The following is a 13,169-nucleotide window of genomic DNA, read 5'->3' on the forward strand; positions in this document are numbered from 1 at the left end:
GGCCGCCCCCCGCCGCAACCCGCAGGAGGTAACTGATGGTGTCCACCCGAGTGTGGCTCGTGACACTGGGCGTGATCGCCCTGGTGCCGATTCTCGTGCTGTGTGTGGTGAACCGGTTCATCCCGACGGGCACCGATCTGAAGGACCCGTTGGGCCGACCGTCTGATCTGAGCAACCAGATCATCTATTCGGCCTACCAGTTCGACGTCATCACCGCACGCCTGGACCCCAAGCACCAAGAGCTGTCCCAATCGATTCAGGTCCTCGAGACGGTCGCCACGGATCTGGCCAAACTGACCGATGCCGCGGGCCGGTTGACCGGCCTGGCCGGCACCGTCAACGAATCGACGTCAGGCGTCATCGGAATCGCGGGCGGGCTGCCGGAGAAGATCCAGACCATCCCCGTCCGTTCCGATACCGCCGCACCGACCGTGTTGACGCTCGCCGGCGCCATCCAGGCGGTGACCAATCAGTTGGCAGCAGTCAACGGCGGACTCCAGACTGTCGGGTCGAGTCTGGCAACGCTCGGCCCGCGCGCGCATTCGATCGCGCAGACCTTGTCCTACATCGAGGAAGAGGCCGCGCACGTTCGCGAGCTGGGCCCGTTGCTGGCGCTCCTGGGTCCGGCAGTCAACGGCCCGCAGACGCCCGCACCTCAAGATCCGGGGCAACCGACCCTGCGCAACGAGTCATCGACGCCCTCGACCTCGCCACATCCGTCAACGGCGCCCGCCACGCCGGGCCGTTGAGTAGTAAGGAGAGATCATGACCACGACGTCAGGAAGACGATTGTCCGTGAGCTGGGCAATCGCCATTGCGCTCACGCTTGCGACCCTCATCGGCATCCTCATCGTGACGCGAGACCTCAGTATCTCCAACGACATCTTCAAAGATGGTGTGGTGCAGGCGAACAAGGTGGACCACACGACTGATAGGGCCAACGACGGCTCGGCGCAACTCCCGCCGGCCGACGACGCGATCAATCAGGGACTGCCGCAAGTGTTCGGCGTGATCGACTCTCTCAACCAGGCCAACGGCACCCTGGCCACGCTGGCCACCGACCTCCAATCACTCGGAACCGCACTGGAGAAGGCTGATCCGTCGCTGGTGAGCATCATCGGGTCGGCCGGGGAGGCGACCTCGTCGGCATCCGGGGCCACCGGTCAGGTCGGCGAGATCAACACGACGCTGGTTGGTGCCAACACCCGGGTGCAGAACCTCGGGACGCTACTCGATCGCACACAGGAACTGAGCACCATCATCGATTCCAAGTTGCGCATCGCCTTGCTGCTTCCCAAGTTCCCCAAGTGAGTACACGCGGAACCCGGCCCACCGGTACCGTGGCCGACGTCGTCGAGCATCTCGAGATGCAATCGCCCGACGACTCGGGCACGCCGGTATGGCCGGGTCTTCGCGTGTATCGTTGCAGCACTCCCCACGCGTGGCGCGGTGTGGTGAGCTCACCCTCGCTCTGCTGTGTCGTTCGCGGTCGCGTCACCATCGACGTCGCCGGACAAGGCTTCGGCGCCGACCCCTCGCACTACGTCGTGGTCCGAGCCGGAGCTGAATATACTGCGACAGTCGATGATACATCGACTGAAGGGGTGCTTTTGGGATTCGTTCTCCGGCTCGGCTCGGCACTGGTGAGCGACGTGAGCGCGGATATGGGATCGGAGTCATCGGCCACGCCCGGGGCAGCGGTGGTGCTGCCCGTCTCGGGAGTGTGGGGGTCTTCGATGACGGCACATCTGGCTGCGGCTGTCTCGCGGTTCGTCAAAGCACTCACCGATGACGGCGACCGGCGTGTGCTCGGTCCCCTGTACCAGCGCGAGATCGTGTATCGACTACTGCAACAGCCGCAGTCTGCACGTGTGCTCGGGTCCACGTCGGACGTGGCGCTGATGGCTCCGGTGATCGCCTACGCACGCGCGCACCTCACCTCCGTGATATCGGTGAGTCAACTCGCCGCGCAGGTATCGATGAGCCCGTCCGGGTTCGCCCACACGTTCCGTGCGCAGACGGGGGTCAGTCCCTATCGATTCGTCAAGGACATGCGTCTGGATCAGGCACGAATCCTGTTGTCCCAGAACGATGGCGCAGTATCCGACGCCGCGCGTGCGGTCGGATATACCTCGGTGTCGCACTTCGCGGCCGAGTTCAAACGCCGGTACGGAGTGTCGCCCGGCGATTTTCGAAAGACCGGGTCGGGCCTCAACTTCGGATCGTGCGAACCAGCAGTTCGGCGAGCGGACCCGATGACGCGGGATTCTGCCCGGTGAACAGCCCGCCGTCGGAAACCACATGTTCCTGCCACGCCGATGCGGACGATTCGAACAGCCCGCCTTCACTCTTGAGTCGGTCCTCCAATAGCCACGTGGCCTTGTCGGCGTAACCCACCTGCTGCTCCTCGACATTGGTGAACCCCGTCAATCTGCGACCGGCGAAAAGCCACGTGCCGTCTTCCCGGCGTGCGGGGAGCAGGGCGGCGGGGCCGTGGCACACCGCGGCGACGGGCCGGTCGTCAGCGTAAAACGCTCCGACGAGCTTGCCGAACCACTCCGCGGACGCGAGATCCTCCATGGGGCCGTGGCCGCCCGGAATGAACAGGACGTCGAAATCCGTGGGGTCGACGGACTCGAGCACCGACGCACCGGTGAGTTCGTCGGAGATGGAGTCGATGTAGTCGCGGATGCGCTGGCCTGCCTCGACACTGCCGCCGTTCATTTCCGGCGTGTATCCGGCCTTGTCGTCGGTGGGCGCGACTCCACCGGGTGTCGCGATGGTGATCTGGATGTCGGCGTCGCCGAAGACGCGGTGCGGAGTCGCCAGTTCCTCTGGCCAGTAACCGCACGGATGTGTAGTGCCGTCGGCGAGGGTCCAATAGTCGACACCGGTTACCGCGATCAAGACAGAAGGCAAGTCCGTTCCTTTCACTTGGGCTGGGCCACTACTTAATCAACCGCTCGCGTCGGCCCCGATCAATGGCCGAGTGGATTCTTGGCAGGAGTGGGGCATCATCATGCAGGATTCCGTTCATCGGTGACGGTGACGGTGACGGTGACGGTGACTCGCCCGAGCCGCGATCGGGCGGCGGATCAGGGGAATGCCGTGAATCCGGCGGCACCCGGCCGTAGGCTCGACCCGTGACCACGATCGGCGCGGTGGACAGTGATCAGGGGACGAGTCCACCACGGGCGGCCCTGGTACTCGGGGCGCTGATCCTGGTGGCCGGTGTCGCCAACATCAATCTGTCCGTGGCCAATGTCGCACTCCCCGATATCGGCAAGGCCCTCGACGCCAGTTCGACGCAGCTGAATTTGATCGCCGTCGGCTACTCGCTGGGACTGGCGGCCTCGGTGCTGTACTTCGGTGTGCTGGGCGATCGTTTCGGCCGACGACGGTTGCTCATCGCCGGCATGTTGTTGACGTTGCCGGCGTCGCTGATCGCCGGTTTCGCGGTGGGCCCGAACGTCTTGTTCGCCGCACGCGTCCTCGGCGGGATCTCGGCCGGTCTGGCTTATCCGACGACCCTGGCGATCATCACGGCCCTGTGGACCGGTGCCCGCCGCACCGGCGCGATCGCGGCGTGGTCGGCGATCGGCGCGGCGATCTCGGCGACCGGACCCGTCGTGTCGGGGGCGTTGCTGGAGCAATTCGCCTGGCAATCGGTCTTTTTGGTGACGCTACCGCTCGCCGTGCTCGCGCTGGCCGGCGCGTGGTTCCTGGTGCCTCCCGACCGCGGCGACACCGCCGTCGCCGTCGACAACCTCGGCGGCGTCCTGTCGATCGTGCTGGTGGGTGCCACCGTGCTGGCGATCAACTTCGCCCCGCTGAGCAACATGCGGACCGCGGTGTGGGTGCTCGCGGCGATCGCGATGGTCTCGATCGTCGTGTTCGTGTGGCGCCAACTTCGGATCAGGGTGCCGCTCTACGACTTCCGGATCGCATCTCGGCCGACGTTCTGGGTGGCGGCGGTCGGCGGCATCGTCATCTTCGGCACCCTGATGGGCGCGATGTTCGTCGGTCAGCAGTATCTGCAGAACGTGCTCGGCTACTCCACTCTCGCCTCGGGTGCGATGGCCCTGCCCGCCGCCGCGGCGATGGTGGTGGTCGCACCGCAGTCGGCGAAACTCGTGGAGTCCATCGGATCTCGCTACACCCTGCTCATCGGGTACCTGTTCATCATTCTCGGCCTGGCACTGGCGCTGATCATGTGGCACGACACCGCGCCCATCTGGTCGGTGATCGGTACCTACATCCTGATCGGCGCGGGCGTCGGATTCGCCGGTACCCCGGCGTCGCATTCGTTGACCGGCTCGGTGCCGGTCTCACGCGCCGGAATGGCATCGAGCACCTCGGATCTGCAGCGCGATCTCGGTGGCGCGATCATGCAGTCGGTGCTCGGGGCGATCCTCACCGCCGGGTACGCCAAGACGTTGACGGCGGCGATCTCCGCCTCACCCGACGCCGACCACGTCAGCAGCGAGACCCAGGCGGTGCTCACCAAATCATTTGCCAGCGCCGCGGATCTGGCACAACGCTATCCGCAGTATTCGCACGAGATCATCACCGCCGCGCGCGACGCCTTCGTGCACGGTGACGCCCGGGCGAACGCGGCGGCCATCGTCATCGTCGGATGCGGCGCCCTGCTGGTGGCCGTGTGCTATCCGAAGGCGGCAAAGGAACGAGAAGCGATGCGCCGCTACGCCACCGAACGCGGAGTATCGGCCTCCGACGACACCTGAGCGGTGCTCAGGTCACCTCGAACGACGGGCTGACACCGACGATCGGGCGCAGGCGACCGGTCGACGACTTGACGTCACCGAAATACCGGATGCGATGACGACCGGCTGCGCCCTGCGGGATTCGCCACGTGATGGTCACGATCGATGCCGAATCCTGACCGTCGGGGCGCTTCCAGTCGAGTTCGCTTGCCGCCCCGGTGTCGTCCTCCGCGGTGATCCAGCGTCCCCCGTCGAAACGCTCGATCACGTAGTAGCCGTCGGTGGGCCGGGACCCGTCGGGGGGCACACGTCGCACACGATTGCTCGGATGTGCTCCGGAGAACGCCACCGAGACCGATTGTCCGGCAACGTAGGTGGCTTTGGGCGTGGCGACGACCGCGCCGAAGGTGGTGTCGCGGACCGGACTGTCGGCGGGGACCGGCGCGAGGAGATTCGGCTGCAGCCCGCTGGTGTCGGCGGGTGTCGGTCCGAGATCGCCGCGCCTTCCCGCGGCCATCGTGCGGGCCAACCGGTCGAACTCCTGCATGTAGGCGCACAACGTGTAGCGCCCGAACAGTGTCTCGCCGCCCTCGTACTGTTGCGACAGGAACTCCTCCGGCGTCGTCACGTACTGGCTGTAGCCGTTGGCGTAACCCTGCATCAGCACGTTCTCCAGTGGCACGCGCAGTGCGTCGGCAACGATCCGCCGGATGCGCAACCCGGCGACGATGGTGAATTCGGCAGGCCCGCAAGCCAGGACGAGGTCACCGATCCGGATCAGCTGGATCGGCAGCACCTGCTGTACCCAGGGTCGCGGGGGAAGGTAGCCGAGTGGGAACAGGTCGAACTTCGGTGCCTGGATCGCGACCGCCCAGTCCGGCGGCGTCGCGCTGGTGTCGACGCCGAGGGCCTGCGCGAACGGCAGCGTCACACCCTCCTGGAGAAAACTCAGCTGGCTCCGCGTGTTGTCCTCGGTGCTGGTGGCCGCGGCGGCCGCACCCATGATCGCCGGGGTGGTGCGCGTGGGTTTTCCGTCCGGGGTGTAGTGGCCGTCGATCCGGATGTCGGAGAGATCGAGGAAGCGATAAGCGTAGCTGATGGCGCCGGTCAACGGCCGTGCTGCGGCGAAAGCACGTTGCGCGGCGCGATATTGGCGGTCGCCGATCATCACCCGGTTGGTGCGGTGGTCGGCGGTGGGTCCGCCGGGGTGCATCTTGCGCAGCCACAGGTTCGGTGTCATGTCGCCGGCGTTGGTCTGCGGGAATGCCGCCACCACGCCGGGATTCGCGCTCTCGGCCAGATAGGAGGCGTAGCCCTTGTTGTCACTGGAGATCAGGGTGTTGGCGTCGGTGAGCGAGGTGCCGTGCGTGGCGAACCAGGTGATCTCGCCGATCACGGTGCCGCCCTGGCGCAGTCGCAACGCGGTGACCTGCGGGTCGATGTGTTCGGGGAAGTGCTTCTGGTCGGCTGTCGGATTGCGGACGAACGCCTGCACGGACCGGTTGGCACTTGCGTCGTGCAGCTCGCTGTGGCCGAGCTCGAGAGTTCCCGGAGCGAGACTGTTGTGCGCGGCGACGATGGCCTCGACGATTCCGTCGACCTCGGCGCGATACGAGTTCTCCCGATGCCCGAGTGCGGCAAGGACATACGCATAATCCCAGGCGGTACCGCCGCACGAGTTGTGATTGTGCGTGGCGTTGATGTTGACGTTCTCGTTGGTGTAGGCGTTGCCGAAGCGTTGTGCCAGCGCCTTCATCACACCGATGCGGTGGGATTCGAAGATGCACGCGAGATCGGCGTTGACGAAGACGATCCGGGTACCGGTGGCGGCGTCGGCGATGATGTAGGCACGCGCCCACACGCGTTGCAGGAGGCCGGTGGCCACCTGCGAGAGATCGGAGTAGCCCATCATGCCTTGTCCGGCAATGGCTCCGGTGATGTCACCGCGTCCGGCGCCGACGAGATAGCCGCCCGATGGTGCCGCCTGTGCTGGACCGGGGGTACCGGCGACACCGGCCAAGCCGAGTGCTGTGGCCCCGGCCGCCGCTCCGGCCAGTAACCCTCGCCGGCTGACCCCGGCTGCTCTCGCGGTGTCCGTCATCGTTGTCGCCCCTCCGAACCGGTCCTGCCCGCATCGTCGGCGGGTGCCGCCATTGCGGCAAAAGTGGTGGCCAACACGGCGATATGGCGCCGCGCGGCGTCGCTGTCATGATCGGTCAGCCACGACAGCGTCAACCCGTCGAGCGACGAGGTGACGATGTGGGCGAGTTCGTCGGTCGGCATCGTCCACCGCAGTGACATCGTGTCGGCGATGAAGCGCAGGGCGTCGGCAACCGCCGACCGATAGACCTCCCACTGGCGACGCCCGGCTTCCGGATCGTGGCGCATCGCGTGAGTGGCGACCTCCAGCAAGGCGATCTCTCGCCTCGGATCGCTCTCCAGGAGGCGCAGATAGGCGTCCATCGCCGCGGTCAGCACCTCGGTGAGTCCGGTACCGGGGTCGGTGAGTTCCACGCTGAGCAGCGCGCCGAGCCGTTCGGCGCTGGTGATCTCCTCGATCACGGCGCTGATCAGTGCCTCGCGTGAGGAGAAGATGTAGAACAGTGCGCCCTGCGGCATGCCGGCCTCGCCGACGATCGCCCGGGTGGTCGCCGCGGCGAGTCCGTCGCGCGCGATGACCCGGATTGCGGCGTCGATCAGCTCCGCACGTCGCTCGTCGAACGTCATTCGGCGCATCGAGAATCCCCCCGGGTCAGTTGATCGTTCGGTCAACTATGCATCACGGGGGGTGATCTGTCGCGCGGATTGCAGGAATTCGTCAGATCGTGTGGTCGTGCAGGGTGGGCAGACTGTCATAGGCGTTGCGGATGTGGCGGGCGGCGAGTCGGGACGCGCGACCGGCGTCGCCTGCGCTGATGGCGTCGAGGATCTCGCGATGCTCGGTCATCAATGCCGCGCGGAGTGCGGACCAGTCCTCGACGTCGGTGAAGGCAGCGAGGATCGCGCGACGCTGGGCATTGCGAATGGCGACCGTCATCGCGGTGACGAGCCGATTGCCGCCGGCCTCGGCGATGGCGGTGTGAAAGGCGATATCGGCTTCGTTGAAGGCGGCTCGATCGTCGACGGCGGCCTCCATCGCGGCCATCGCCTCGTGGACCGGTGCAAGGCGTGCGGGATCGTGTGCCCGCGCTGCCAATTCGACGCTCGAGGACTCCAGGGTCACCCGCGCGTCGACGACGTCGGCGAACGCGAAGTTCGACAGCGCGATGTGCAGGCGCAGAAAGTGGGTCAGGGCCTCGGCGGGCATCGCGGCGACGAAGGTGCCGGCGCCGGAACCGCTGCCGACCGCCGATCGGAGCACGCCCTGGGCCTCGAGGACGCGCAACGCCTCGCGGACCGCGGGCCGGCTGACCTGCAGGCGCGCGGCGAGATCGCGCTCGGGTGGTAGCGGATCGCCGACACCCAATGCTCCGGAGAGGATTTGCTCCTCGATCGCGTCGATCACCATCTCGTAGGTGCGGGTACGCGCCACCGGTTGCCAGTTCGGGCTGGGCGCGGACGCCGTCGCAGATGACCGGCCGATCGTCATGGGAACCACCTTCCGTGCGGAGTCGGTGGCCCCGCGTCGATCCGGGTCGCTCTGTTGACAGGCGCGACGGGATCACCTTACCGTGAATCGTGTGGTCAGACCACAGGTCTTTCCAGCTCACAGCCCAGCCATCTCCCGCGGAGTCCGTATGCGCATCCCCGATCAGCTCGCCCGGCCATCGATCGTTCGGTCGGGGCACCCGTGATGACGGTCGCCCTGTTCGCCACCTGCTTCAACGACACGATGTGGCCCGGTACGCCCCGGGCGACCGTGCTGCTCCTCGAGCGACTCGGCGTCGAGGTCGAGTTCCCCGTCGAGCAGACCTGCTGCGGCCAGATGTTCACCAACACCGGCTATGCCGACGAGGCGATCCCCGGTGTGCGACAGTTCGCCGACGTCTTCGGTGGGTACGACGCGGTCGTCGCCCCCTCGGCCTCCTGCATCGGCTCTTTGCGCCACCAGCATCCGGGGCTGGCGGCTCGCTCGGGCGATCACGGGTTGCAGGACGCGGTGGCTGCCTACACACCGAAGGTGTACGAACTCAGCGAATTCCTCGTCGACGTCCTCGGTGTCACCGACGTCGGCGCGTACTTCCCGCACCGGGTCACCTATCACCCCACCTGTCATTCGCTGCGCATGCTGCGCGTCGGCGACAAACCGCTGCAACTGCTCCGGGCGGTCAAGGGCATCGACCTCGTGGAACTGCCTGCCGCCGACCAATGTTGCGGATTCGGTGGCACCTTCGCGATGAAGAACGCCGACACCTCGGTGGCGATGGGCTCCGACAAGTCCGCACATGTCAAGGAGACCGACGCCGAAGTGCTGGTGGCGGGAGACAATTCCTGCCTCGCCCACATCGGCGGACTACTCAACCGGGAACGCGCCGGGGTGCGGATGATGCACCTCGCCGAGATCCTCGCCTCCACCGAGAAGGAGTCGGCATGACCACCTCTCGCGACCCGGTGCACGAGATGCCCACGATGGCACCGTCACTGGCGTTGGGCTCCGGCCATCCGCACGTCGGGGTCACCTCGACCTTCGTCGGAATGCCGAAGTTCCCCGAGGCCGCCAGGACCGAGCTGGCCAACACCACTCAACGTCGAAACCTCGCCCACGCCACCGGGATCATCCGCACGAAGCGGGCCGGGGTGGTCGGCGAACTCGACAACTGGGAGCAGTTGCGCGTCGCCGCCGAACAGATCAAGAACCGTACCCTGCGCAACCTCGACCGCTATCTGATCGAGTTCGAGGAGAAGGCGAGTGCCGCCGGGGCCGTGGTGCACTGGGCCCGGGATGCGCAGGAGGCCAACCGGATCGTCGTCGACCTGGTTCGTCAGACCGGAGCCGACGAGGTGGTCAAGGTCAAATCGATGGCCACCCAGGAGATCGAACTCAACGAAGCCCTGCAGGAGGCGGGCATCGACGCCTGGGAGACCGATCTCGCCGAACTCATCGTCCAACTCGGCGACGACTGGCCCAGTCACATCCTCGTGCCGGCCATCCACCGCAATCGCAGCGAGGTCCGCGAGATCTTCCGGCGACGGATGAAAGAGGTCGGCCGCCCGGCACCCGACGATCTCACCGACGATCCCAAGCGGCTCGCCGAGGCCGCACGACTTCACCTGCGCGAGAAGTTCTTACGCGCCAAGGTCGGCATCAGCGGCGCGAACTTCGCGGTCGCCGACACCGGCAGTCTCGTCGTCGTCGAATCCGAGGGCAACGGCCGCATGTGCCTGACCCTGCCGGAAACGCTGATCTCGGTGGTCGGGATCGAGAAGATCCTGCCCACCTGGTCCGACCTCGAGGTCTTCCTGCAGGTGCTACCGCGGTCGAGTACCGGGGAGCGCGAGAACCCGTACACCTCGATCTGGACCGGCGTCACCCCCGGCGACGGACCCCAGAACGTGCATATCGTCTTGCTGGACAACCATCGCACCGACGTGCTCGCCGACGAGGTCGGCCGAGATGCGTTGCGCTGCATCCGATGTTCGGCGTGTCTGAATGTGTGTCCGGTATACGAGCGCGCCGGCGGACACGCCTACGGTTCGGTCTATCCCGGGCCGATCGGCGCGATCCTCACCCCGCAGCTACGGGGTACATCGTCGGCGGGCGACAAGTCGCTGCCGTTCGCCTCCAGTTTGTGCGGGGCATGCTTCGATGTGTGTCCCGTGCGTATCAACATCCCGGACATATTGGTGCACTTACGAACCCGAGTCGTCGATGAGAAGCGCGGTTGTCTGCCGAGCGGTGAGGCCGCCGCGATGAAGGCCGGTGCGTGGATGTTCGCCGACCACCGTCGCCTCGAGGCAGCGCAGAAGGCGGCCACCACCAGTCACCGGTTCTTCGGCAAGCGCACGACGATCGGTGCCCTGCCGTGGCCGTTGTCGGCGTGGAGCTCGGCCCGTGACGTCCCGGTGCCGCCCGCGGAATCGTTTCGCGACTGGTGGAAACGCGAACGCGGGAACCGTGCGGCCGGGGAGGAGGACCGATGAGCGCCCGCGAGGAGGTCCTGACCCGTGTGCGAGCCGCGATCTCCGACGTCGACGACGCCACACGTGAAAGCGACATCGACTGGGACTACGGACAAGCGGTGCCGACCGGTGATCTCGACACCGTCGAACGATTCGCCGAGCGCGTGGCCGACTACCGTGCCGTCGTCGAACGCGTCAGAGAACACGACCTGGCACAACGGATCTCTGCGGCGCTGGCCGACGTCGACGGGCCGGTGCTCGCCGACCCGGCGTTGCGCTCGCTACTGGGCGTCGAGGAGAACTGGATCGATGACGAGACACTCTCCCCGACGCAGCTCGACCGGGTCGGTGCGGTGGTGACCACGGCCGCCGTCGGGATCGCCAACACCGGCCCCATCGTGTTGGACCACGGCGCCGGGCAGGGTCGGCGTGCGTTGTCGCTGGTGCCCGACGTCCACCTCTGCATCGTCGACGCCGCACAGATCGTCAGCGACGTCCCCGAGGCCGTCGCTCGGCTGATCGCCGACGGTGCTGCCGCACGCCCGCAAACCTGGATCAGCGGGCCCAGCGCCACCAGCGACATCGAACTCGACCGTGTTGAAGGCGTGCACGGTCCGCGCACCTTGCACGTGGTGATCGTGGGCTGAGAGCGGGGTGGGCGGATTGTCCCGCCGTGGGCAGCGATCAACTGACAGATCGTCGGTTGCCGGGTGGAGGTGGACGCAGCACAGTATCGCCATGACAGCTACACCCGATATTTCCGCCGATCCGGCAGCCGTCGAGTACGGCGGCAAGGTTCTCGCCGTCGAACCCGGCGGCAACGAGCCGATTCCTCTCGAGGCCCGGCACGGCAAACCCCGCGGCCTGTTCTGGACGTGGACGGCGCCGAACCTGGAGTTCGCCACGATCTTCGTCGGCGTCATCTCGGTCGCCTACTTCGGGCTGTCATTCTGGCAGGCCGTCGGCGCCGTGGTGCTCGGCAACCTGCTCGGTGCGGTCGCGCACTTCCTGCTCTCCGCCGAGGGACCGCTGCACGGTGTACCGCAGATGGTGTTGGGGCGCTTGGCCTTCGGTCACAATGGCAACATCCTGCCGGCGACGTTCATGGCGGTGATGTGCGGCGTCGGGTGGTTTGCCACCAACAGCGTCAGCGGGGCCTTCGCCCTGGCGACCCTGCTCGGCATCACGCCGCTCGCCGGACTCATCGTGATCGTGGTGCTACAGACGGCATTTGCGTTCTTCGGCCACAATCTGGTGCAGCGCTTCGAGCGCCTGGCGGCCCCGATCCTCGCGATCGTCTTCCTCATCGGCGCGGTCATCATCTTCAGCAAGTCCGACGTGTCGGCGGGATCGGCCGAGGGTGGTTTCTCGATGGGGGGCTTTCTCCTCGCCTTGGGCGCCTCGTTCGGCTACACGGCGGGCTGGACGCCCTACGCCGCGGACTACACCCGCTACCTGCCGCCGACCGTGTCTAAGATGCAGACCGGACTGTTCGCCTCGGCAGGCCTGTTCCTCTCGTGCACGCTGCTGATGGTGGTCGGCGCCGCGTCGATGACGATCGGTGCGCCGACGTCGGACAACCCCACGGACGCATTCACCGCCAACTTCCCGTCGGCCATCGCCGACCTCACCCTGCTGGCCATCGCGGTGGGAGCGATCGCAGCCAACGCCATCAATGTGTACTCGGGCGCAATGGCTTTCGTGACAATGGGGTTCAAACTCCCGGTCGGCGCGCAGCGGGCACTGGTGTCGGTGTTCTTCGGTGTCGTCGGGTTCCTCGTCGCCTGGTGGGCGCTGGCCGACGCCGCGGCCTCCTATGAGGCGTTCCTGCTGCTGGTCGCGTACTGGATCGGTCCCTGGCTCGGTGTGGTCTTCGCCGACCGTGTGCTGCGACGCGAGCCGCCGTCACTCGAACTCCTCTATGACCGCAAATACACCAACTGGGGTGGACTGGCTGCATTCGTCATCGCTCTCGTCGCCTCGGTCCTGTTGTTCTGCAACCAGGAACGCTTCGTCGGCTTCGTCGTCCGGGCGGTACCCGAACTCGGTGACATCGGCGCCTTCGTCGGCTTCGCCATCGCCTTCATCGCCTACCTCCTCCTGGCCCGCTCCCGGGTCGAGAAGTCGGTGCAGCAGTACGGCTGACACGAGGCGTAGGGTTCCAGCGTTTACTTGCGGCGGTCTCGAGGCTCGCCGCACGCGGCTCGCACCTCGACCATCGGGGGGACCGTTCCCATCCCGGTGGCCGTCCCACCCCGCGCGGAATGCTCCAGGCCTTCCCATCCGATGGCCGCCCCATCCCGATGGTCGAGGTGCCGAGGAGCGCCAGCGACGAGCCTCGAGACCCCTTGTGCTGAAAGGATTCCGGGGCACGGTGGTGCGGTT

General features: G+C 66.6%; 12 protein-coding genes. 8 read left to right on the forward strand and 4 right to left on the reverse strand.

All coding sequences use genetic code 11. The features are described 5' to 3' along the window. Nucleotides 1–35: 35 nt before the first annotated feature. From B1964_RS12335 to B1964_RS12345, 3 genes are read left to right on the forward strand one after another with little or no spacing between them, the layout of a single operon-like run. Nucleotides 36–749: a hypothetical protein gene (locus tag B1964_RS12335; RefSeq protein ID WP_216354241.1), complete on the forward strand. Its 714-nt coding sequence runs from the start codon at nt 36–38 to the stop codon at nt 747–749. Nucleotides 750–765: 16 nt separating this feature from the next. Then, a complete protein-coding gene (locus tag B1964_RS12340; protein ID WP_079929951.1) occupies nt 766–1,311 on the forward strand; it encodes a hypothetical protein in 546 nt (181 codons plus the stop codon). 56 nt (nt 1,312–1,367) lie between these two features. Then, complete coding sequence (locus B1964_RS12345; protein ID WP_253193975.1) at nt 1,368–2,279, forward strand: AraC family transcriptional regulator; 912 nt, start codon at nt 1,368–1,370, stop codon at nt 2,277–2,279. On the opposite strand, the gene B1964_RS12350 is transcribed toward B1964_RS12345, so the two are convergent. After that, nucleotides 2,212–2,919 (reverse strand): type 1 glutamine amidotransferase domain-containing protein, encoded by a 708-nt coding sequence (locus B1964_RS12350; protein WP_079929960.1) that lies wholly within the window; start codon nt 2,917–2,919, stop codon nt 2,212–2,214. The two genes, B1964_RS12345 and B1964_RS12350, sit on opposite strands and share 68 nt — an antisense overlap. A 224-nt stretch (nt 2,920–3,143) precedes the next feature. On the opposite strand from B1964_RS12350, the gene B1964_RS12355 reads away from it, so the two are divergent. Next, entirely contained in the window at nt 3,144–4,745 is a 1,602-nt protein-coding gene (locus tag B1964_RS12355; protein WP_079929953.1) for an MFS transporter, read from the forward strand. A 7-nt stretch (nt 4,746–4,752) separates the two neighbouring features. On the opposite strand, the gene B1964_RS12360 is transcribed toward B1964_RS12355, so the two are convergent. The 3 genes from B1964_RS12360 to B1964_RS12370 all read right to left on the reverse strand — a co-directional run bounded on the left by B1964_RS12360 (nt 4,753) and on the right by B1964_RS12370 (nt 8,313). After that, on the reverse strand, nt 4,753–6,825 hold the full coding sequence (locus B1964_RS12360; protein ID WP_079929954.1) for a neutral/alkaline non-lysosomal ceramidase N-terminal domain-containing protein: 2,073 nt from the start codon (nt 6,823–6,825) through the stop codon (nt 4,753–4,755). Continuing rightward, the gene (locus B1964_RS12365) at nt 6,822–7,460 is read right to left on the reverse strand and encodes a TetR/AcrR family transcriptional regulator (protein WP_006371620.1); all 639 of its coding nucleotides are present in this window, start codon (nt 7,458–7,460) and stop codon (nt 6,822–6,824) included. Before B1964_RS12365 ends, B1964_RS12360 begins: the two co-directional genes overlap by 4 nt. Nucleotides 7,461–7,542: 82 nt before the next feature. Beyond that, nucleotides 7,543–8,313, reverse strand: a complete 771-nt coding sequence (locus B1964_RS12370; protein ID WP_079929955.1) for a FadR/GntR family transcriptional regulator — start codon at nt 8,311–8,313, stop codon at nt 7,543–7,545. A gap of 204 nt (nt 8,314–8,517) precedes the next feature. Between B1964_RS12370 and B1964_RS12375 the strand changes: the two genes are divergently transcribed. The 4 genes from B1964_RS12375 (at nt 8,518) to B1964_RS12390 (ending at nt 12,929) form a co-directional block, all read left to right on the forward strand. After that, complete coding sequence (locus B1964_RS12375; protein ID WP_079929956.1) at nt 8,518–9,258, forward strand: (Fe-S)-binding protein; 741 nt, start codon at nt 8,518–8,520, stop codon at nt 9,256–9,258. After that, the gene (locus tag B1964_RS12380; RefSeq protein ID WP_079929957.1) at nt 9,255–10,805 is read left to right on the forward strand and encodes a LutB/LldF family L-lactate oxidation iron-sulfur protein; all 1,551 of its coding nucleotides are present in this window, start codon (nt 9,255–9,257) and stop codon (nt 10,803–10,805) included. Before B1964_RS12375 ends, B1964_RS12380 begins: the two co-directional genes overlap by 4 nt. Beyond that, complete coding sequence (locus B1964_RS12385) at nt 10,802–11,431, forward strand: LUD domain-containing protein (protein ID WP_079929958.1); 630 nt, start codon at nt 10,802–10,804, stop codon at nt 11,429–11,431. The genes B1964_RS12380 and B1964_RS12385 overlap by 4 nt, the downstream gene beginning before the upstream one ends. Nucleotides 11,432–11,522: 91 nt before the next feature. After that, nucleotides 11,523–12,929: a cytosine permease gene (locus B1964_RS12390; RefSeq protein WP_079929959.1), complete on the forward strand. Its 1,407-nt coding sequence runs from the start codon at nt 11,523–11,525 to the stop codon at nt 12,927–12,929. Nucleotides 12,930–13,169 lie beyond the last annotated feature (240 nt).

The sequence above is a fragment of the Gordonia sp. i37 genome (assembly GCF_002043085.1).
GTDB classification, from domain to species: Bacteria; Actinomycetota; Actinomycetes; order Mycobacteriales; family Mycobacteriaceae; genus Gordonia; species Gordonia polyisoprenivorans.